22 protein-coding genes and 4 pseudogenes are annotated in these 17935 nt (G+C 73.9%); 13 read left to right on the top strand and 13 right to left on the bottom strand.

The window, feature by feature from the left end; all coding sequences use genetic code 11:
• Positions 1–65: 65 nt before the first annotated feature.
• Positions 66–563: a VOC family protein gene (locus G5V59_RS19740; RefSeq protein WP_278257580.1), complete on the bottom strand. Its 498-nt coding sequence runs from the start codon at positions 561–563 to the stop codon at positions 66–68.
• On the opposite strand from G5V59_RS19740, the gene G5V59_RS19735 reads away from it, so the two are divergent.
• On the top strand, positions 562–1119 hold the full coding sequence (locus G5V59_RS19735; protein WP_278257579.1) for a MarR family winged helix-turn-helix transcriptional regulator: 558 nt from the start codon (positions 562–564) through the stop codon (positions 1117–1119). The two genes, G5V59_RS19740 and G5V59_RS19735, sit on opposite strands and share 2 nt — an antisense overlap.
• Positions 1120–1173: 54 nt before the next feature.
• Here G5V59_RS19735 and G5V59_RS19730 read toward each other — a convergent pair whose 3' ends face one another.
• The 8 genes and pseudogenes from G5V59_RS19730 to G5V59_RS19695 all read right to left on the bottom strand — a co-directional run bounded on the left by G5V59_RS19730 (position 1174) and on the right by G5V59_RS19695 (position 5315).
• Positions 1174–1794, bottom strand: a complete 621-nt coding sequence (locus G5V59_RS19730; protein ID WP_278257578.1) for an FAD-binding protein — start codon at positions 1792–1794, stop codon at positions 1174–1176.
• Entirely contained in the window at positions 1794–2165 is a 372-nt protein-coding gene (locus tag G5V59_RS19725) for a hypothetical protein (RefSeq protein ID WP_278257577.1), read from the bottom strand. The genes G5V59_RS19730 and G5V59_RS19725 overlap by 1 nt, the downstream gene beginning before the upstream one ends.
• Positions 2143–2691 (bottom strand): FAD-binding protein, encoded by a 549-nt coding sequence (locus tag G5V59_RS19720; RefSeq protein WP_278257576.1) that lies wholly within the window; start codon positions 2689–2691, stop codon positions 2143–2145. The genes G5V59_RS19725 and G5V59_RS19720 overlap by 23 nt, the downstream gene beginning before the upstream one ends.
• Entirely contained in the window at positions 2688–3662 is a 975-nt protein-coding gene (locus G5V59_RS19715) for a GTP-binding protein (protein WP_278259951.1), read from the bottom strand. The genes G5V59_RS19720 and G5V59_RS19715 overlap by 4 nt, the downstream gene beginning before the upstream one ends.
• Positions 3663–3688: 26 nt before the next feature.
• A pseudogene (locus G5V59_RS19710) lies at positions 3689–3796 on the bottom strand (ribosomal protein bL36); the annotation flags it as partial.
• Between the two features lie 12 nt (positions 3797–3808).
• Complete coding sequence (gene rpmF, locus G5V59_RS19705; protein WP_278257575.1) at positions 3809–3994, bottom strand: 50S ribosomal protein L32; 186 nt, start codon at positions 3992–3994, stop codon at positions 3809–3811.
• Between the two features lie 197 nt (positions 3995–4191).
• Positions 4192–5004, bottom strand: a pseudogene (locus G5V59_RS19700) (GTP-binding protein); the annotation flags it as partial.
• A 53-nt stretch (positions 5005–5057) separates the two neighbouring features.
• A complete protein-coding gene (locus G5V59_RS19695) occupies positions 5058–5315 on the bottom strand; it encodes a type B 50S ribosomal protein L31 (RefSeq protein ID WP_278257574.1) in 258 nt (85 codons plus the stop codon).
• Positions 5316–5390: 75 nt separating this feature from the next.
• Here G5V59_RS19695 and rpmB point away from each other — a divergent pair, with 75 nt between their 5' ends.
• From rpmB to G5V59_RS19675, 4 genes and pseudogenes are all read left to right on the top strand, one after another.
• Positions 5391–5624 (top strand): 50S ribosomal protein L28, encoded by a 234-nt coding sequence (gene rpmB / locus G5V59_RS19690; RefSeq protein ID WP_278257573.1) that lies wholly within the window; start codon positions 5391–5393, stop codon positions 5622–5624.
• A gap of 1 nt (position 5625) precedes the next feature.
• A pseudogene (rpmG, locus tag G5V59_RS19685) lies at positions 5626–5797 on the top strand (50S ribosomal protein L33).
• Positions 5797–6104, top strand: a pseudogene (rpsN, locus tag G5V59_RS19680) (30S ribosomal protein S14). Before rpmG ends, rpsN begins: the two co-directional pseudogenes overlap by 1 nt.
• A gap of 22 nt (positions 6105–6126) precedes the next feature.
• On the top strand, positions 6127–7371 hold the full coding sequence (locus tag G5V59_RS19675; RefSeq protein WP_278257572.1) for a YibE/F family protein: 1245 nt from the start codon (positions 6127–6129) through the stop codon (positions 7369–7371).
• 76 nt (positions 7372–7447) lie between these two features.
• Here the strand turns inward: G5V59_RS19675 and G5V59_RS19670 are convergent, their stop codons facing one another.
• The 4 genes from G5V59_RS19670 to G5V59_RS19655 all read right to left on the bottom strand — a co-directional run bounded on the left by G5V59_RS19670 (position 7448) and on the right by G5V59_RS19655 (position 11041).
• The gene (locus G5V59_RS19670; protein WP_278257571.1) at positions 7448–8983 is read right to left on the bottom strand and encodes an FtsK/SpoIIIE domain-containing protein; all 1536 of its coding nucleotides are present in this window, start codon (positions 8981–8983) and stop codon (positions 7448–7450) included.
• Positions 8983–9312, bottom strand: a complete 330-nt coding sequence (locus G5V59_RS19665) for a hypothetical protein (RefSeq protein ID WP_278257570.1) — start codon at positions 9310–9312, stop codon at positions 8983–8985. The genes G5V59_RS19670 and G5V59_RS19665 overlap by 1 nt, the downstream gene beginning before the upstream one ends.
• A gap of 213 nt (positions 9313–9525) precedes the next feature.
• A complete protein-coding gene (locus G5V59_RS37210; RefSeq protein ID WP_341350987.1) occupies positions 9526–9747 on the bottom strand; it encodes a hypothetical protein in 222 nt (73 codons plus the stop codon).
• Positions 9719–11041 (bottom strand): FtsK/SpoIIIE domain-containing protein, encoded by a 1323-nt coding sequence (locus G5V59_RS19655; RefSeq protein WP_278257568.1) that lies wholly within the window; start codon positions 11039–11041, stop codon positions 9719–9721. The genes G5V59_RS37210 and G5V59_RS19655 overlap by 29 nt, the downstream gene beginning before the upstream one ends.
• Positions 11042–11139: 98 nt before the next feature.
• Between G5V59_RS19655 and G5V59_RS19650 the strand changes: the two genes are divergently transcribed.
• From G5V59_RS19650 to G5V59_RS19615, 8 genes are all read left to right on the top strand, one after another.
• Positions 11140–11487 carry a hypothetical protein gene (locus G5V59_RS19650; RefSeq protein ID WP_278257567.1) on the top strand — a complete coding sequence of 116 codons (348 nt, stop codon included), beginning with the start codon at positions 11140–11142 and terminating at the stop codon, positions 11485–11487.
• A gap of 84 nt (positions 11488–11571) precedes the next feature.
• A complete protein-coding gene (locus G5V59_RS19645; RefSeq protein WP_278257566.1) occupies positions 11572–13047 on the top strand; it encodes a hypothetical protein in 1476 nt (491 codons plus the stop codon).
• Positions 13048–13090: 43 nt separating this feature from the next.
• Positions 13091–13432, top strand: coding sequence for a WXG100 family type VII secretion target (locus G5V59_RS19640; protein WP_278257565.1), 342 nt, complete (start codon positions 13091–13093; stop codon positions 13430–13432).
• A gap of 48 nt (positions 13433–13480) precedes the next feature.
• Entirely contained in the window at positions 13481–13741 is a 261-nt protein-coding gene (locus G5V59_RS19635; RefSeq protein WP_278259950.1) for a WXG100 family type VII secretion target, read from the top strand.
• 133 nt (positions 13742–13874) lie between these two features.
• On the top strand, positions 13875–15260 hold the full coding sequence (locus G5V59_RS19630) for a type VII secretion integral membrane protein EccD (RefSeq protein ID WP_278257564.1): 1386 nt from the start codon (positions 13875–13877) through the stop codon (positions 15258–15260).
• 1 nt (position 15261) lies between these two features.
• Positions 15262–16077: a type VII secretion protein EccB gene (locus G5V59_RS19625; RefSeq protein WP_278257563.1), complete on the top strand. Its 816-nt coding sequence runs from the start codon at positions 15262–15264 to the stop codon at positions 16075–16077.
• Positions 16070–16699 (top strand): type VII secretion protein EccB, encoded by a 630-nt coding sequence (locus G5V59_RS19620; protein ID WP_278257562.1) that lies wholly within the window; start codon positions 16070–16072, stop codon positions 16697–16699. The genes G5V59_RS19625 and G5V59_RS19620 overlap by 8 nt, the downstream gene beginning before the upstream one ends.
• A complete protein-coding gene (locus tag G5V59_RS19615) occupies positions 16696–17895 on the top strand; it encodes a hypothetical protein (protein ID WP_278257561.1) in 1200 nt (399 codons plus the stop codon). Before G5V59_RS19620 ends, G5V59_RS19615 begins: the two co-directional genes overlap by 4 nt.
• The last annotated feature ends 40 nt before the right edge of the window (positions 17896–17935 follow it).

Here is a 17935-nt window from a genome sequence, read left to right as displayed (position 1 = left end):
CGATCGTAGGCCGGGAACGGCTGCGGAACGGTAATTGGCCCGGTGCGTGGACGGCGTGGAGTCCGTCACAGCACCTTCGTGCCGTACATCTCGCCGAGCGGGTCCGCCAGCGAGCCCAGCCGCTCGCCGTCGGGGCCGGGGAAGTAGAGCGAGACCTTCGACTCCAGGTGGTAGGCGACGCCGGCGTCGTCGAGCTTGGCCCGCAGGTAGTCCCACTTCTCCCGGGTCACCGAGATGGCGATGTGGTGGTGCCCGCCGAGCACCTCGGCGTAGGGCCCGAGGTCGAGGCCGGGCAGCGTGAAGAACGCCAGCAGGTTGCCCACGCCGACGTCGAAGAAGAAGTGGTCGGAGCCGGCGTAGTCGCGGTTCTCGAAGATCTCCGTCAGCGGGAACTCCAGCAGGCCCTGGTAGAACTCGATCGTCCGTCGTACGTCGGAGGAGAGCAGCGCCGCGTGGTGGATCCCGCGGGCGCTGCTGGCCGGCCGGTCGGCCTCGGCGACGAGGTGCTCCCGCTTGATCCGCTCGCGGTCCTTGGTGATCGCGTCGACGTCGATAGTTGCCATGTCAACCATCATGCTCCCGAAGTCGTGGATACGTCAACATTCTCGGCTAGAATCGGCGCGATGGGAACGACACGGTGGCTCGACGACGAGCAGCAGGCCGCTTGGCGCGGCTGGCTCGACGTCCACGCGCGACTCAGCGCCCGGCTCGGTCGCGAGCCTGCAGGCGGCGAGCGGGCTGTCGCTGTCCGACTACGAGATCCTGGTCGCGCTCACCGACGAGGACGTGCCGGAGCACTCGTTGCGGATGTTCGAGCTCGGCGAGCGGCTCCAGTGGGAGAAGTCCCGGGTCTCCAAGCAGGTCTCCCGGATGGAGGCGCGCGGACTCGTCGAGCGGCGGCACTGCGCCGACGACCGGCGTGGTGCCTTCGTCGACCTGACCGAGGCCGGCCACGCCGCGATCGCCGCCGCGGCGCCGAGTCACGTCGACCTGGTCCGGGAGCCTGTTCTTCGACGGCCTGAGCCCCGAGCAGGTGCGCGCCCTCGCGGACTTCACCAGCGGCGTGCTGGAGCGGGTCAGGCTCCCGCTGAGCAGGCTCCTGGCGGGCGTCGCACCTGACGCTGCTGTCGTGATCGCGCCGAATTCGCGACTGTTGCGTCAGGTACGACGCGATCAGGAGCCCCCGAGCATGTCCTCCACGGCGAGCGAGGCGAAGGTCATCGCGGCGCCGAGCGGCGCCCCCGGGCCCGGGTACGACGAGCCGAACACCGACGCGGTGGAGTTGCTGGCGGCGTAGAGGCCCGGGATCGGCGTGCCGGACTCGTCGAGCACGCGGGCCGCGGCGTCGGTGACCAGCCCGCCCTTGGTGCCGAGGTCGGAGAGCACGAACCGCGCGGCGACGTACGGCGGGGTGTCGACCGGGACGAGCGCCTTGTTGGGGGATCCGGCGGAGGCGAAGAAGGTGTCGTACTCGTCGGTGCCGCGGCCGAAGTCCTCGTCCACCCCGGACGCGGCGAAGCCGTTGAAGCGCTCGACCGTGGCGGCGAGGGTGGCCGGGTCGAGGCCGCACGCCTCGGCCAGGCCCTCGATCGTGTCGGCCCGCACCCAGGTGCCGGCGGCCAGGTGTGCGGCGGCGTCTCCCTCGGGCATCGCGATCGCGGGCAGCCGGCCGTCCTCGCGGGCGTCGAAGACGAACCACGACGGCGTGCGCTCGGGCGCGGCCGCCATCACCCGGCCGAAGCGGTCGTAGGGCAGGCACTCGTTGCCGTAGCGCTCCCCGTCCTGGTCCACCATCAGCCCGCCGCGGAAGCCGAGGGTGAAGCCTCCCCGAGCCGTCGGGCTGCAGCAGGCCCGGGCAGAACCACCCCTCGCCGGAGAAGTCGGTCGCCGCGCCGATCGCGGCGGCGGCGTCGATGACCTCGCCGGTGTTGGTGCCGCGCGGTGCCATGGACCACGCCGCGTCCCCCGGCGTGCCGTGCGCCGTACGACGCTCGGGGCTGCCCTCGAACCCGCCCGCCGCCACCAGGACGCCCCGGGTGGCCGTCAGGCTCGACGGGCCCGTCCGGGGTCTCGGCGAGCACGCCCGTCACCCGTCCGGAGGTCGCGCGCACGAGGCGGGTCACGTGGTGCTCGACCAGGATGTCACCGCCGTCGCGCAGCACCATCGCGGCCAGCCGGCCGATCAGCGCCTGGCCGCCGGAGAGTGTGGACCGGCCGGGTTGGCCGGCCCGGTCGCGCTCGACCGGCGGGCGGAGCAGGGCCCCGACGCGAGGATCGAGCGCGTCCCGGCGGATGGTGGCGGGCTGGATGGAGCGGCCCATCGGGACCCGGCCGGGCGCGTCGTAGTACTCCGAGAAGGGGATCCACTCGAAGTCCATCAGGCTCGTCGGCCTCCAGGGTCGCGACCAGCCGCGGAGCCTGGGTGAGCAGTGCCTCGACCCGTGCGGTGTCGGGCGCGTCGAGGACCGCGGCCAGGTAGGCCCGCGCCCCCTCGGTGGAGTCGGGCAGCCCGGCGCGTTGCTGCACCGCGCTGCCCGGCAGCCAGCATGCGCCGCCGGAGTACGCCGAGGTGCCGCCGATCAGCGGCGTCCGCTCCAGGACCAGGGTGCGCAGGCCGGCCCTCGCCGCCAGGGCCGCGCCGGTCAGGGCGCCACCGCCGGAGCCGACCACGATCACGTCGTACGCACTCATGGCGAAACGATAACGTGTTCTAGTTCGGTGCGGGCCGGACCGCGTCCTCCAGGGCGGGCCGCACGACCTCCGGGTCGAGCTCGAGGCCGATCGCGACCAGGGTGCTCCGCTCGGGCACCGGACACGGAGCGACGTACGCCTGCCGGCCGACGACGTGGACCACCTGCCCGCGCACGCGGTTGCCGCGGCGGACCGCGAGGGTGCCCTTGATCCGGTAGGCGCCGGGCGGCGGGGCCGCGAGCAGCGCCCTCAGCGCGTCCGGGTCGACCGGCTCGCTCGCGGTGACCGCGACGGACGCGGCGTGCGTGTGACCCGAGGCGGCCGGGCGCTCGGCGCGCAGGAGGGCGGCGAGGGGCAGGCTCGTCCTCGGGCTCCTCGGCACTCGCCGCGTCGTACACCAGGGCGGGGTCGATGCGCCCCAACGAGGTCCGTACGACGTGCGCGTGCGGGTTCCGCTCACGCACCCGGGCCTCGATCCGGGCCAGGGTCTGCTCGGGGACGAGGTCGGCCTTGTTGAGCACCACGAGGGTCGCGATCGCGAACCGGGCCGGCGCGAGGCCGCCGCCGTCGACGGTGTCGAAGTACTCCACGGCGTCCACCACGTCCACCACGCCGCCGGGACGGACGTTCGGGGCCGTGCTGCCGGCGATCATCGAGGCGAGCGCGCCGGGCTCGGCGATGCCGCTCGCCTCGACCACGATCACGTCCAGGGCGCGCCGCGGCTGCGCCAGTGCGGCCAACGCGTCGTCGAGGCCGCCGGCGTCCTCCAGGCAGCACAGGCAGCCGCCCGCGATGGACGCCGGCTCGTCGACCTGCCCGCTGACGAGCGCGGCGTCCACGTTGATCGCACCGAAGTCGTTGACGACCACGCCGACCCGGGCGCCGGGCTGGCGCAGCAGGTGGTTGAGCAGCGTCGTCTTGCCCGCGCCGAGGTGGCCGGTGAGGGCGACGACGGGGACGCGACGGGACACCGCGGCATCGTAGGCCGCCGGCCCGCTCAGCCCTGACGCCCCTTCATCCGCGGGTTCTGCTTGTTGATGACGTAGATCCGGCCGCGGCGGCGCACCACCTGCGCACCGGGCTGGCTCTTGAGCGAGCGGAGCGAGCCTGCGGACCTTCACCGGGTCCTCCTTCCGGTCCGGGGGTCGACGAGCCCGTCCAGCACCGCGCCGATCAGCCGGCGCGGCACGCGAAAGGTCTCGCCCTCGATGGTCACCGGCACCAGGTCCGGTGCGCTCGCCCTCCACTGCGCGCGGCGGTGCCGCGTGCTCGAGCGGGAGGTACGACGCTTCGGGACCGCCATCTCAGGCCACCTCCCGGATCGGCCCGAGCCACGGCTCGAAGCCGTCCTCGCCGCCGCTGTGCGCGACCCGTTCGCCGGGCGCGACCAGCAGCGCGTCGAACGCCGGGCGCAGGTGTGCGGGTGCGGCACCGAGGCCGGTGAGCACGATCCGCGTGAACGGCGTACGACGCCCCCACGCCGCGTGGTCGCCGATGCTCAGGCTGTCCGCCCGCGCCGTCCCACTCGACGATCCGGCCCGGCCGGGTCGGCAGCCAGAAGCAGCCGCGCGAGCGGTGCGGACCGGCGCCCAGGCTCTCCAGCGACTCGAGCAGACGGTCGGGGTGGAAGGCGCGAGTGGACTGCAGGTCCAGGCGCCACACGCCCTCGGCGGCCAGGTCGGGCAGCGCCTCGGTGCGTGCGGGGCTGGTCCAGGCGTCGGTGGCCGCGTGGTTGTGGATGCCGCCGGTCAGCGCGACCCCGTCGAGGTCGTGGCTGCCCGGCAGGACCGCCACGCCGGGCCGGGCGAGCGCGGAGACCAGGGCCGTGGCGGCGGGATCGGGGGCGGCGTCGAAGGCCACCACGTCGGCGTACTCCACCTGGGCGGCGAGCACCTCGCCCACCCCGCGCCGGTCGTCGTGCGCGCTGTGCAGGCCGCGGTCGGCGAGCAGGTCGTCGCCGAGCAGGTCCCGGACCGGGTGCGCGGCCGAGAGCGCGGCGACGACGCCGGAGACCCGCAGGAAGCGGGCGAGCCGGGTGTCCCAGGTGAGCACCGAGCACACGTGCGCGGCCTCGGCGCCGACGGGCAGGTGCGCCACGATGCTGGCCCAGCGGCCGTCGCGGGCCAGCCGGGCGAGGGTCGGCACGACGTCCTCGCGGATCGCGCACCCGACGCAGGCGTGCTCCAGCAGCGTCTCGTGCGTCTCCAGGACGCCGGTCAGGTCGCTGACGGTCCGGGTGAGGACGCCGCGCTCGACGTCGATGTGGTGGCGCACGGCGACCGCGCCCGGCAGGTCGAACTGCAGGCCGACCATCGCCGAGGCCATCGCGTCCACCTCCACGCCCGAGACGAGGACGACGGGCACCCTCACCGCGCGCCCCGTCCGTAGCGGCGCTCGAACGCCTCGACCCGTCCCTCGCTGTCGAGCACGCGGCCCTGGCCGGTCCAGAACGGGTGGCTGTGCACGCTCACGTCCACGTCGACGACGGGGTAGGAGCGGCCCTCGACCTCGACGGTGGCGCCGCCGGAGCGGGTGGCCAGCGTCGAGCGGGTCAGCACGACGTCGCCGGTCGCGCGGTCGCGGAAGGCGACCGGGCCGTAGTCGGGATGGATTCCTCGCTTCACGGTGTTCTCTCCTCGTCTGGTTAGAATGAGAATCGTTCTCAATCATGACACAGGCACGAGCGGAAGGAGAAGGTGATGTCACGCACCTGCCAGGTGACCGGGGCGCGGCCGGCGTTCGGCAACCACGTGTCCCACTCGCACCGTCGTACGCGACGGCGCTTCGACGTCAACGTCCAGCGCAAGCGGTACTGGGTGCCCTCGCTGGGCCGGAACGTCACGCTGCGGGTCAGTGCCCGCGGCATCAAGACCATCGACCGGCGGGGGATCGAGGCCGTGGTGGCCGACCTCCGCGCACGAGGGGAGATCTGACATGGCGAAGAAGGGCAACGACGTCCGGCCGATCGTGAAGCCTGCGGTCCACGGCGGGCAGCGGGTTCACCTACGTGACCCGCAAGAACCGGCGCAACGACCCGGACCGGCTGGTGCTGCGCAAGTACGACCCCGTCGTCCGGCAGCACGTCGCCTTCCGCGAGGAGCGCTGATGGCCAAGCAGGCCAAGATCGCCGCGCAGGAGCGGCGTCGCGCCACCGTCGAGAGGTACGCCGCCCGGCGGGCCGCGCTCAAGGAGCGGGTCCGACGGGCCGAGCCCGGCTCGGCCGAGCCTGGCGGTGGCGGTGCGGGCGTTGAGCGACCTGCCGCGCGACTCCTCGCCGGTCCGGCTGCGCAACCGCGACCAGGTGGACGGCCGTCCGCGGGGCTACCTCCGCAAGGCCGGGCTGTCGCGGATCCGCTTCCGCGAGATGGCCCACCGCGGCGAGCCTGCCGGGGATCACGAAGTCGAGCTGGTGAGCCCCGTGACAGGGTGACTCCCATGGGTTCCGGCCACTCCCACCGCGCATCCGACGGTGTCGACGACCAGATCAGCGTCGGCACGACCGCCCGCACGGCGCTCCTCGCGGCGCTCGGCGTCGCGCTGCTGCTCACCCTGGTCGGCCTCGTCGTCTGGCTGCCACCGGGCGATGCCGCCGAGCAGGCCGCGAAGAACGGTGGGGCCGCGGCGCAGTTCGCCGCGCCCGGCGTGACCTTCCCGACCGCGGAGGTCGTGGAGGTCGCGCCGAAGTGCGCGGGCGGGGGCCTGCCGGACGGCTCGGGCTGCAGCACGCTGTCCGTGCGGGTGCCCGGGGAGAAGGAGCCGGTGGTCCTCGCCGTTCCCCCGGACGTGATCGACTCCGGGATCGGGCCGGGCGACAAGGTCGAGCTGCTGCGCACCCCGGCCGCGAAGGACGCGGAGATCCAGACCCCGTCGTACTCCTACTTCGCGACCGAGCGGCACGGGACGCTGCTCTGGCTGGCGGTCGGGTTCGTGGTCGTGGTGCTCGCGATCGCCCGTCTGCGCGGGCTGTTCGCGCTGGTGGGCCTGGCGTTCGGCGGCGCGGTCGTGTGGTGGTGGATGCTGCCCGCGCTGCTCGACGGAGCGTCCAGCGTCGGTGTCGCCCTGACCAGCGCGGCGGCGATCATGTTCGTGGTGCTCTACACGACCCACGGCTTCTCGCTGCGCACGAGCACCGCCCTCGCCGGCACCCTGGTCGGCATCTTCCTCACCGCCGGCATCGGCGTGATCGCGATCGGCGACGCCCGGCTCACCGGCGTCAGCGACGAGGGCGGGCAGATCCTCGCCACCTTCGGGGCCCTGGACTTCCAGGCCCTGCTGGGCTGCGCCCTGGTCATCGCCGGCCTCGGCGTCCTCAACGACGTCACCATCACCCAGGCCTCGGCGGTCTGGGAGCCTGCGTGCCGCGACCCCGCACGCCTCGCGGGCCACCGTCTTCGCCAGCGCGATGCGGATCGGACGCGACCACATCGCCTCGACGATCTACACGATCGTCTTCGCCTACGTCGGCACCGGGCTGATCCTGCTCATGCTGCTGCGCGTCTACGACCGACCGCTGCTGGAGTCGCTCTCGACCGAGCAGACTCGCCGAGGAGGTCGTGCGCACCCTGGTCACCTCGATCGGGCTGGTACTGGCCGTCCCGGTCACGACCGGGCTGGCCGTGCTGGTCGCCGCGCCCCAGGCCCGCGAGGATCAGAGCGAGGGGTCGGTCCAGGCCAGGCTGAACGACCTCGGCCCCCCGCTCGCGGGAGACCAGCCGGCCGCGCCCGGCCTGGGCGGGACCGGGCCGGAGGTTGCCGATCAGGACGCCCTCGTCGCGGTTGCCGGCCAGCAGGATGCCGGGCATGGCGAGGTCGCGCATCGACTGGATGACCGGCTCGTAGAGCGCCCGCGAGGCACCACCGGAGCGCCGCGCGATGACCACGTGCAGGCCGACGTCGCGGGCCTGGGCCAGCAGCGGCTGGAGCAGCGCGATCGGCGAGTCTCTGCTGGGTGGCGACCAGGTCGTAGTCGTCGACGACCACGAAGACCTCCGCGCCCGACCACCAGGACCGGTTGCGCAGGCTGGTCGGGGGTGACGTCGGGGCCCGGGAGCCGGTTCTGCAGGTACGTCGCCAGGTCGCTCAGTGCGGGCTGCGCCTGCGTCGCGGAGGTGAGGTAGTTGAGGAGGTACTCCTCGGGCACCTCGCCCAGCAGCGAGCGCCGGTAGTCCACGACGACGATCTGCGCCTCCGCGGGGGTGCGGGTGCGCATGATCTCCTGGCAGTAGGTGCGCAGGAAGTTCGACTTGCCCGACTTGCCGTCGCCGAAGAGCAGCAGGTGCGGCTCGGCGTCGACGTCGAAGGCGACCGGGGCCAGGCTCCTTCTCGTTGATCGCGAGCAGCAGGCTGGCGCGCCGGGGGCGTCGGGGCCAGGGCGCGCACCTGGTCGAGCGTGATCCGGTCGGGCAGCAGCCGCGGCTTCGGCCCGCTGGGACCGCGCCAGGCCTTCGCGACCGCCGAGATCATGGCGTCCACGCCGTCGCCGAGCGTGGCGGCCTCCTGCACGCTGTCGAGGCGCGGGAGGGCGCCGAGGAAGTGCAGGCTTTGCCGGGCACCATGCCGCGCCCGGGCCGGTTGGCCGGGACGAGCGCCGCGACCTTGCGGTCGATCTCGGAGTCGATGGGGTCACCGAGGCGCAGGCCCAGACTTGGTGCCGATCAGGTCGCGCATCGCGGCCCGGAAGTCCGGCCAGCGGGTGGCCGCGGTGACGATGTGCAGGCCGAAGGTCAGTCCGCGCCCGGCGAGTCTGCTGCACCTCGACCTCGAGGTCGTCGAAGTCCGAGCGCAGGGTGCCCCAGCCGTCGACGACGAGGAACACGTCGCCGTACCCGTCGTCGGCGCGGCCTTGCGCTCGCCGGCTGCGGTAGGTCTCGATCGAGTCGATGCCGTGCGTGCGGAAGTAGGCCTCGCGACGGTCCACGATGCCCTTGACCTCGGCCAGGATCCGGCGCACGACCTCGGGCTCCGAGCGGCTGCCGACGCCGGCGACGTGCGGCAGCGCGGTCATCGGCGCGAAGGTGCCGCCGCCGAAGTCGAGCACGTAGAACTGCGACTCCAGCGGGGTGGACGTCAGCGACAGGCTGGTGACGATGGTGCGCAGCAGCGTGGACTTGCCGCTGCGCGGCCCGCCGACGACCGCGACGTGCCCGGCCGCGCCGCTCAGGCTGACGGTCAGGGTGTCGCGGCGCTGCTCGCGCGGCCGGTCCACGGTGCCGATCGGGATCGTCAGGTTGCCCGCCTGGCGCCACTGCATCGACACCAGGCCGAGGTCCGGGTGCGACTGCAGGTCGGGCATCAGGCTGGTTGAGCGTGTCGGGATCGTCGAGCGGCGGGAGCCACACCTGGTGCGCGGCCGGGCCGCGGCCCGCCATCCGCTGCACCGCGATGTCGAGCAGCGAGGTGGACTCGCCGGTCACCGGCGCGGCGGCGGGCTCGTCGTTGTCGAGCGCGGGGTCGTCGAAGGTCTGCACCTCCGAGATCGTGAACGGCAGGATGCCGCGCGAACTTGCCGCCGCCGTCGCGGTCCACCCGGCGGCGCCCGGCCTCCGGCGGCCCCGACACGTACGCCGCCTTGAACCGGGTCAGCTGGGTCGGGTCCGGCTTGAGGTAGCCCAGACCGGGCACGGCCGGCAGGCTCGTAGGCGTCGGGCACGCCGAGCACCGCGCGCGACTCCTGCGCGCTGAACGTGCGCAGGCCGATCCGGTACGACAGGTGCGACTCCAGCCCGCGCAGCCGGCCCTCCTCCAGCCGCTGCGAGGCCAGCAGCAGGTGCAGCCCCAGGGAGCGACCGAGCCGGCCGATGGCGACGAACAGGTCGATGAACTCGGGCTTGGCCGTCAGCATCTCGGAGAACTCGTCGACGACGAGGAACAGCGAGGGCAGGGGCGGCAGCTGCGCACCGGCCGGGTCGCCCGACGTACGGGCCTTCTCGTAGTCGCGGATCGAGGCGAAGTTGCCGGCCTCGCGCAGCAGCCTCCTGGCGCCGCACCATCTCGCCCGAGAGGGCGTCCTGCATGCGGTCGACGAGGGTCAGGCTCCTGCGACAGGTTGGTGATCACCGCCGAGACGTGCGGCATGTCGGACATCCCCGCGAAGGTCGCGCCGCCCTTGAAGTCGACGAGGACCATGTTGAGTTTGCTCGGGCGAGTGCGTCATCGCCAGGCCGAGCACCAGGGTGCGCAGGAACTCCGACTTGCCGGAGCCGGTCGCGCCGATGACGAGCCCGTGCGGGCCCATGCCCTGCTGGGCGGACTCCTTGATGTCGAGGTGGATCGGGCCGGCGCCGTCACCGACGCCGATCGGCACCCGCAGCCGGTCGCGGGCCGGACGCGACCGCCAGGCCGCGCCCGGGTCGAAGGTGAACACGTCACCCAGGCCGAGCAGGTCCATGAAGTCGGTGGGTGCGGTGATGTCGACCGCGTCGTCGCCGACCGCGGCGCCCGCGCTGGGGGTGAACAGCGGCGTGAGCCGCCGGGCCAGGGCCTCCGCCGAGGCGATGCTGCACTGGTCGCCCTTGGCGCGCAGTGCCTCCGTGCGCAGCCGTACGGCGAGCAGCGGGACGCCGCTCGACTCCGGCTCCCCGGGTGCCCGGTCGGCCAGGCTCCAGGCGCAGGGCGGTCGCGCTGTCGAGTCTCGCCCCAGTGCGCCGGGAGGTCGATCACGGTGACGCCGTGCAGGCCGTCGGGCGGGATCACGTGGTTGCCCGGGGGCGACTCGGCCCCGTCGGTGATGAGCACGATGTGCGGGATCGCGGGCCGCTCGTCGGCGCCGAAGCGGGGTCGCTCGCTGAGGTCCGGCGGCAGCATCTGGGCGAGGTCGGTGAGCGAGGTCGTCACCATCCGGGCCGGGCCGACGGCGTCGTTCTGGTGCTGGCTGTGGGCGTGCGGCAGCCACTTCACCCAGTCCCAGTGGGCCAGCGTGGCGTCGGTCGCGAGCACCGCGACCTGCAGGTTCTCCGGCGACTGGAAGGCCGTGGCGGAGCAGAGCAGCGCCCGCGCCATGGAGCGGGCCTCCTCCTCGCCGCCGCAGACCTCGATCCGGTCGAAGGCGCGCAGGTCGATGGATGCGGGCAGGTCGGGCTGGAGCCGGTGGACGACGAGGAGCCGGTGCAGCGCCGAGGCCGACGCCGGGTCCACGTCGTCGATGGGGGCGCCCTCGGGCGGGACCAGGCTCGAGCGCGAGCGGCTGCGCGCACACGCCGTACCGGACCTGGAGGAAGGCGGGGTCGGCCGAGGACCGCTCCCAGACCCGCGAGCGGTCCTCCGCCAGCGAGGGCAGCGCGGCCGGGTCGGGGTGGATCCAGGTGAGCGCACGGCGCTGCTGGTCGGCGGCGTCGCGGGCCACGCCGCGCACGGTCGAGAGGTAGCGCAGGTACTCCGTGCGCGAGACTGCCGACCTGCTGCTGGCGCTGCTTCCGCTGCCGGTCGATCTGCACGATGATGAAGCCGAGGGTGGCGAAGAGGAACATGCCGGCCGCGATGAAGCGCAGCGCCTGGTTCTGCCCGTTGCCGCCGCCGAGCCCGGCGACCAGGACGATCGAGCCGAGGCTGCCGAGCATCGGGATCGCGTTCATCGCCACCCCGGCGGCGCCCTCGTTGGGCTGGATCTGCGGCGGCGGCTGGATCTGCAGGCTGGCCGCCGGGCATCTCGGGCCGCTCGCTGCGCCCGCCGCGCTGGGTCAGGCTGCCGGGCGTCGCCACGCGCCGTCCCGGCGTGCTGCTCTGGGTCACCGTCACGCTGTCGTCCCCTGTCGTCCCCGGATACGCGGCCCGCTCGGCGCGGTGCGACGCGGACGATGATAGGCCCGGCTCAGGACGGGTAGGGACGACCACATGACTCGGAGGACTACCCTGCGGGCAGGAACATCAATCTCGGGAGGCCCGATGCCCGGTACGACGTCCCGGCCGGCCGCGCCCGGTGCGGTCACCGCGGTGACGGTGCACGGGCCGCTGGGGGTCCTCGACCTGACCGTGCCGGCAGGCGCGACGCTCGCCGACGTGTCCGGGGTCTACGCCGCCGAGGCCGGCCTGCCCACCGCTCTCCCGCTGGTCACCCGTACCGGCGAGACGCTGCAGATGACCGCGCGCATCGACACCCTCGGGCTGCTGCCCGGCACGGTGCTCGTCGCGATCGACCCGTACGCCCGCCCGGTGCCCCGGCGGGCGCGGGCCGGCGCGGGCGACAGCGTCCCGGCGCCGGTCGCCGGCGCGGCGTCCGCCACCTGGCTCAGCATCGCCGTCGCGGTCGCCGTGGTCGCGGGCTGGGCGGCCACCCGGCTGCCGGTCGACGAGCGGTGGCCCGCGGTCGCCGTGCTGTTGGCAGCGGCGGTGGTGGGCTGCCTGCCGATCGGCACGCTCGCCGTGCACCGCGTGGTCGCCGCCCCCGCCTTCGCCGCCGCGGCGGTGCTCGCGCTCGTCTGGGACCCGCTCCCGGCGCGGCTGCCGATGGTGCTCGGTGCCGCCGCCCTGGCGGCCGCCGTGACCGCAGCGGTGGGCCGGGCGCTCGCCGAGCCGGGCAACCCGGCGGAGCCGGCGCTGCGCACCTGGCTGGTGGTCGGCGCGGGCTGGTTCGCGCTCGCCGGCGTGGGCGCGTTGACCGGCGTCTCGCCGCAGACCGTGTGGGCACTGCTCTTCCTCGGTGCCGTGCTGGCGGCCCGCTTCGTGCCGGAGGTCGCGGTCGACGTTCCGGACCAGTACCTGCTCGACCTCGAGCGCCTCGCCGTCACCGCGTGGTCCGCCCGGGAGCGCCCGTCCGGTCGCCGGGGCCGGATCGTCGTCTCGGAGCAGGCCGTGAGCGGGGTGGCCGCCCGCGGCACCCGTACCGTGCGCGCCGCGACGACGGCGGTGCTCGTGGTCGTCCTGGTCACCGCGCCGCTGCTGCTGTGGACCGCGGTGCTGCCGCTGGACCGCACCGGCGCCCGCTTCCTGGTCGGGTTCGGCGGCGCGTCGCTGCTGCTGGCCGCGCGCAGCTACCGGCACGCCGCGGCCCGGCGGATGCTGCGCATCGCCGGGGTGCTCGCACTGGTCGTCGTCGCCGCGGTGCTGCTCGGTGCCGGGCCCGGCGATGCCGCCGGTCCCGGGCTGAGCCGGCTCCTGGCCTGCGTGGCGATCGGGGTGGCCGTGGCGCTCGTGCTGGTGGCCGTCCTGGTCGGCCGGGGCTGGCGCTCGGCGTGGTGGTCCCGGCGGGCCGAGATCGCCGAGGCGCTGTGCGGTTCGGTGGCCGTCGGCTCGCTCGTCGTGGCCGTCGGATTCTTCCGTTATCTGTGGGAACTCACGAGCCTGATGTTTAGCCCCCGCGCCGGAGCGGGTAGCAAGCACGGCATCGGCTCTAAGGCAGCACTCGGGAGCCAGATCCACTGATAGCAACCGCGGGCGGATCCGCCCAACTGACCAAGGAGCAGACATGTCGAATGTCGAGTTCGGCCACGCAGAGGGTGCGCTCAAGCAGATCGCTGAGCGCGTCATCCAGGCCAAGGATGAGTTCAAGAAGCACTCCGACACGCTGGACGGCCAGATCCAGGGCCTCAAGGGCAAGTGGGAGGGCGACGGTGGCCGCGCGTTCATCATCCTCCACCAGGCGTGGACGGAGAAGCACAAGGTCGTCACCACCGCGCTGGACAAGTTCCACGCCGCGCTGACCGAGACCGAGAAGGACAACGTCGCGGTCGACCAGCAGGCCGGCGCCGGCATGAACAACCTGTTCAACAAAGCTCGGCTCGATCTGATCTCGGGCCCCAGGATCTAGGAGACAACGACATGAGCCTCGACGGACTGCGCGTCAACCACAACGAGCCTGGACAACGCCGCCCAGCACATGTACGACACGGTGAAGCGGATGGAAGACACCCTCACCAACCTCGAGAACGACATCTCGCCGAAGGTCGCGACCTGGTCCGGCGCCCAGCAGGACGCCTACCGCGTGTCCAAGCAGGCCTGGGACTTCGCGATCAACGAGCTCAAGGACCTGCTGGACCAGAGCCACCAGACGGTCTACCAGTCCAACGCCGAGTACGTCGCCGCCGACAAGCGCGGCGCCGGCCGGTTCGAGTTCTGAGCCGAGCCCGACTCGTCCGGGAGGGCCGACGCCCAGCGTCGGCCCTCTCGTCATGTCCCGGCGCCGGTACGGCTAGCGTCCGTGCCACGATGGCCTCCGTCGCGTTCGGCGGACTCTCGGAAGGTGTGAGCAGATGACACAAGGTCTGGTCGGGCTCCCGGGGCGGTCGCCTCCGGCCTGGTCCGGGTCACCGTCACCTCCGGCACCCGCCGGGTCGACCTGGTGCTGCCCGGTGCGGTCCCGGTCGCCGAGTCTGCTCCCCGAGCTGGCCCGCAGCGTGGGCCTGCTCGACCCCGCCACCGTGCACGGCGGCTACCGGGTCGGCACGGCCGACGGCCGCCGCCTGGTCCCCGACACCGGGCTCACCCTGCAGGGCGTCGAGGACGGCGGCCTGCTCACCGTGACGGCCGGTGTGGACGACCCGGCCCCGCGGGTCTACGACGACGTGGTCGAGGCGATGGCCGACGTCGTCGAGAACGACCTCCAGCCCTGGCAGCCGGCCTCCGGGCGTCGTACGGCGTTGCTGGCGGCGGGCCTCTTCCTCCTGCTGGGTGTCGCCGCGCTCCTCGTGCAGCGCGGCTCCGACCTCGCCGCGGCCGCGACCGCCGTGGTCGCCGCCGCCCTCTGCGCCGGCGCCGTCGTGCTCTCCCGCGCGCAGCGCGAGCCGGAGGCGGCGGTCGGCGTGGCCTGGCTCGGCGCGGTGTACGCCGCGGTGGCGGGGTTGATGTTCGCCGACCACGACGGCGGCCTGCTCGGCCAGCCACTGGCCCTCGCCGGTGCCGGCGCCCTGGTCGCCGGCCTGGTCTGCGTGATCGGGCTCGGCCCCGGTCGCACCCTCGTCTTCCCTCCGGTCGTGGTCGGGGCGCTGGCCCTGGCGGCCGGGCTCTACCTCGACTCGGTCGACGGCGGGATCAGCCCGGCGGCGCTGCTCACCACGGTGCTGGCCCTGGTGGTCCTCGCCGGCAGTGTCTTCCCGTGGTTGGCGCTCGGCGCGACCTCGACCCGGGTCGACCAGGCTCTTCAGCGCCGCCGACATCACCTCCGACCCCGAGGACATCGCGGCCGGCCGGTGCTCGCCGACGCGCGGATCGCCCACGAGATCCTGCTCGCGATCTCCGGCACCGTCGGGCTGCTGCTCGTGCTCATCGCGCCGATCGCGGTGAGCCGTGGCGTCACGGGCACGCTGCTGGCGGTGGACGCGTGCCTGATCGTGATGCTGCGCACCCGGCAGTACCGCACCGGCTCGGAGGTTCTCGTCGGCCTGGTCGCCGGGCTCGCCGGCCTGGCGACCACCGCGGTCGCCGTGCTGACGCTGCACGACGACTGGCGGCCCACCCTCGCGGTGCTGCTGGCGGTCGCCGGAGCCCTGCTGCTCGCCGCGACCCTGGCCCCGTCGGTGCCCTCGGTGCGCCGCGGCCGGCTGGGCGACGTCCTGGAGTCGGTGGCGCTGATCGCGCTGGTGCCGCTGCTGGTCGTCGCGGTCGGGCTGTTCGAGAAGGTCCACGAGGCGCTGGCCTGAGATGGCGACCAAGAAGGACCTCGTCGAGGCGTACTCATTCAGCCGGCGCCGGCTGGTCACGGCCTTCGTGTCCGGCGCCCCCGGTGGCCGTGAGGTCGAGCCGGCCCGCCCGGGCCGGATGATCGTGGGCGGCGTGGCGCTCGCCGTGCTGCTCATCGCCGGTGCCGCGGTGGCCGGCGCGCTCACCAAGCGCCCGCCCGTCGACTGGAGCAGCCCGGGCCTGGTCACCGACGACCACGGTGCGCTCTACGTCATCCTCAGCGACGAGCAGTCCGCGGGCCAGGCGACCCTGCGGCCCGTCATCAACGTGACCTCGGCCCGCCTCATCCTCGGTGCCGACGCGAAGACCAAGAGCGTGCCCGACAAGACCCTCGCCACCCAGCGCAAGGGTCCCTCGATCGGGATCCTCGACGCGCCCGCGACGGTGCCCGCCGCCGACCACCTGATCAACTCGGGCTGGGTCGCGTGCACCACCGACGGCGGCGGCCTGCAGGCCGACGTCCGCACGGACCCGGAGGTGCAGCGTGCCTCGGGGATCGGGTTCGTGGTGCGGGCGGAGGAGAGCAAGGCCCGCTACCTCATCGCCGAGGCCGAGGTGCCCGACCACCCGGTGCGTGCCTACCGCTACCTCATGGCCGACAACGACGCCCTCGACGCCGAGCTCCACCTCGACACCACCGACGAGATCACCGTCCCGGACGCCTGGCTCGCGCTCTTCCCGCCCGGCGGCGACCTGTCCGCCAAGGGGCTGGGCATCCCGAGCCTGGAGCCGGCCGGTCACCCTGCCCGGCTACGCCGCGGGCGCCCAGGTGGGTGACTACGTCGAGCGGGGCGACACCCGCTACGTCTACACCGGCGCCGGGTTCGCGCCGCTGACCGACTTCGCCTTCACCGTCCTGCAGCACACCATGGCCGGGAAGCGGCTGCCGCGAGCACTCCAGGCGACCACCACCGACCCGCCGTTCAAGGCGGTGGCCGCGCCCTACCGCGACTCGTCGTGGCCGGAGACCCGGGTGCAGCGCTCCGCCGCGGCGACCGACACGGTCTGCGGCCAGCCTGGAGACCGGCAAGGGCACCGAGCCTGCCGTGCGCCTGGCCACCGTGCCCACCGGGTCGCCGCTCGGCGGCGACGTCGCCGCCGGGCAGCGCAAGGTCGTCGTCGAGCCCGGCTACGGCGCGCTGGTGCGCTCCGCCGACTGGGGCGCCACCGACGGCGGCACCGTCGCGCTGGTCGACGACGGCGGCCGCAAGCTTACTCCGTGGCGGGGCCGACCGAGGTCGAGAACCTCGGCTACAAGTCGGTCCCCCCGGTCGTCGTACCGGTCTCGTGGGTGCAGCTGTTCACCCCCGGTCCTGACCTGTCGATCCTGGACGCGCTCTGCCCGCCGCGGACGCCGACCCAGGACGCCCGGAAGCCGGCCGGTCCGACGTGCTCGTGAGGCCGCGCGCCCTCGCCGTCGCGCTCGCGCTCGCGGCGAGCCCGCTGGTGCTGCCCGGCCCGCCGGCCGTCGCCGCGGAGAACCCCGAGTGCGCCTCGATCGGACCCGACGACCGCGACCGGTCGACGGTCACCGGCCCGAACGTCGCCAGCGAGGAGCCTGCAGATCCCTGCCGCGACCCGGATCGCCGCCGCGGCCAGCCGCGCTCCGGGCCAGGGCGTCAACGTGGTCGTGGTCGACACCAGCGTGGCGGACTTCGACTCCAGGAGGTACGCCGACCTGACGAGCACGCACGGCCTGACCGCCGCCGGCATCGTGGTCGGCAGTCCTCAGAAGACGCCGCCCGTCGCCATCGGCATCGCCCCGGCCGCCGGGATCAGCGTCCGGCGTTTCTACGACGCTCCCGAGGGTGCGGCCAAGGACGGCGAGAAGCCGCCGACGCCGGAGGGCCTGGTGGCGCAGCCTGCGCACGATCCCGGCAGGCCCGCGCACGATCGTGCTCATCCCGACCGCCGTCCGCGGCTCGGCGCAGCCTGCGCACCGAGATCGATCGGCTGCACACCAACGGCGCCCTGATCATCGCGCCGGCGGGTGACCGCCCGCAGGCCAAGACCGGCTTCCTGCAGGATTACGCCGGACAGCAGCGCGCGGGGGAGGACGCCGCGGCCGACGTGTGGCCGGCGGCGGACGAGGATGTCATCTCGGTCGGCATCTCCAGCCCCGGAGCGGCGGGCACCGCCCTGCGCAGGCTCCGGCGTGGACCTGGCCGCACCCGGTGTCGGCTCGTTCTCCCTGGGCGTCCAGGGCGGCTACTGCCTGGTGAGCGACCCGTCGACGTCCTGGGCCGCGGCCGAGGTCGCCGGGGTCGCCGCACTGGTCTGGTCGGTCCACCGCACCGACACCGCCGACCAGCCTGCGCGCACGGCTGGAAGGCACCGCGTCGGGCAACGGCGACGCCAGCCCGCTCACCGGGCACGGCATGGTCCAGGCGGTCGAGGCGCTGCAGCGTCCGGTGGAGGCGCTGGGGGAGGAGTCCCCGTTCGCCACGCCCGTACGACGCGGGGAGGTCCCGCCCGAGCGCGCCGACCAGGCTCGCCGGCACCCGCAAGGACGCCGTCTGGTGGGGTCTGGCGGGCGGTGGTGCGCTCGTCGTGCTGCTCGTGCTGCGGCCGGTGCTCGCCCGGCGCCGGCGCTGACAGCTAATACTACGGTCGAGTAGCATTGGCTCCCGTGACC

This window comes from Nocardioides convexus, from assembly GCF_011090295.1.
The sequence above is the reverse complement of the archived record's forward strand: the minus strand, read 5'-3'. Positions and strand labels throughout refer to the sequence as shown.

Coding starts and splice junctions, on each gene's coding strand:
- G5V59_RS19735 (WP_278257579.1), top strand. CDS start 562: ATGTCAACCATCATGCTCCCGAAGTCGTGGATACGTCAACATTCTCGG.
- G5V59_RS19740 (WP_278257580.1), bottom strand. CDS start 563: ATGGCAACTATCGACGTCGACGCGATCACCAAGGACCGCGAGCGGATC.
- G5V59_RS19730 (WP_278257578.1), bottom strand. CDS start 1,794: ATGGTGGACCAGGACGGGGAGCGCTACGGCAACGAGTGCCTGCCCTAC.
- G5V59_RS19725 (WP_278257577.1), bottom strand. CDS start 2,165: ATGGTGCTGCGCGACGGCGGTGACATCCTGGTCGAGCACCACGTGACC.
- G5V59_RS19720 (WP_278257576.1), bottom strand. CDS start 2,691: ATGAGTGCGTACGACGTGATCGTGGTCGGCTCCGGCGGTGGCGCCCTG.
- rpmF (WP_278257575.1), bottom strand. CDS start 3,994: ATGGCGGTCCCGAAGCGTCGTACCTCCCGCTCGAGCACGCGGCACCGC.
- rpmB (WP_278257573.1), top strand. CDS start 5,391: ATGTCACGCACCTGCCAGGTGACCGGGGCGCGGCCGGCGTTCGGCAAC.
- G5V59_RS19675 (WP_278257572.1), top strand. CDS start 6,127: ATGGGTTCCGGCCACTCCCACCGCGCATCCGACGGTGTCGACGACCAG.
- G5V59_RS19670 (WP_278257571.1), bottom strand. CDS start 8,983: ATGCCCGACCTGCAGTCGCACCCGGACCTCGGCCTGGTGTCGATGCAG.
- G5V59_RS19645 (WP_278257566.1), top strand. CDS start 11,572: ATGCCCGGTACGACGTCCCGGCCGGCCGCGCCCGGTGCGGTCACCGCG.
- G5V59_RS19640 (WP_278257565.1), top strand. CDS start 13,091: ATGTCGAATGTCGAGTTCGGCCACGCAGAGGGTGCGCTCAAGCAGATC.
- G5V59_RS19630 (WP_278257564.1), top strand. CDS start 13,875: ATGACACAAGGTCTGGTCGGGCTCCCGGGGCGGTCGCCTCCGGCCTGG.
- G5V59_RS19625 (WP_278257563.1), top strand. CDS start 15,262: ATGGCGACCAAGAAGGACCTCGTCGAGGCGTACTCATTCAGCCGGCGC.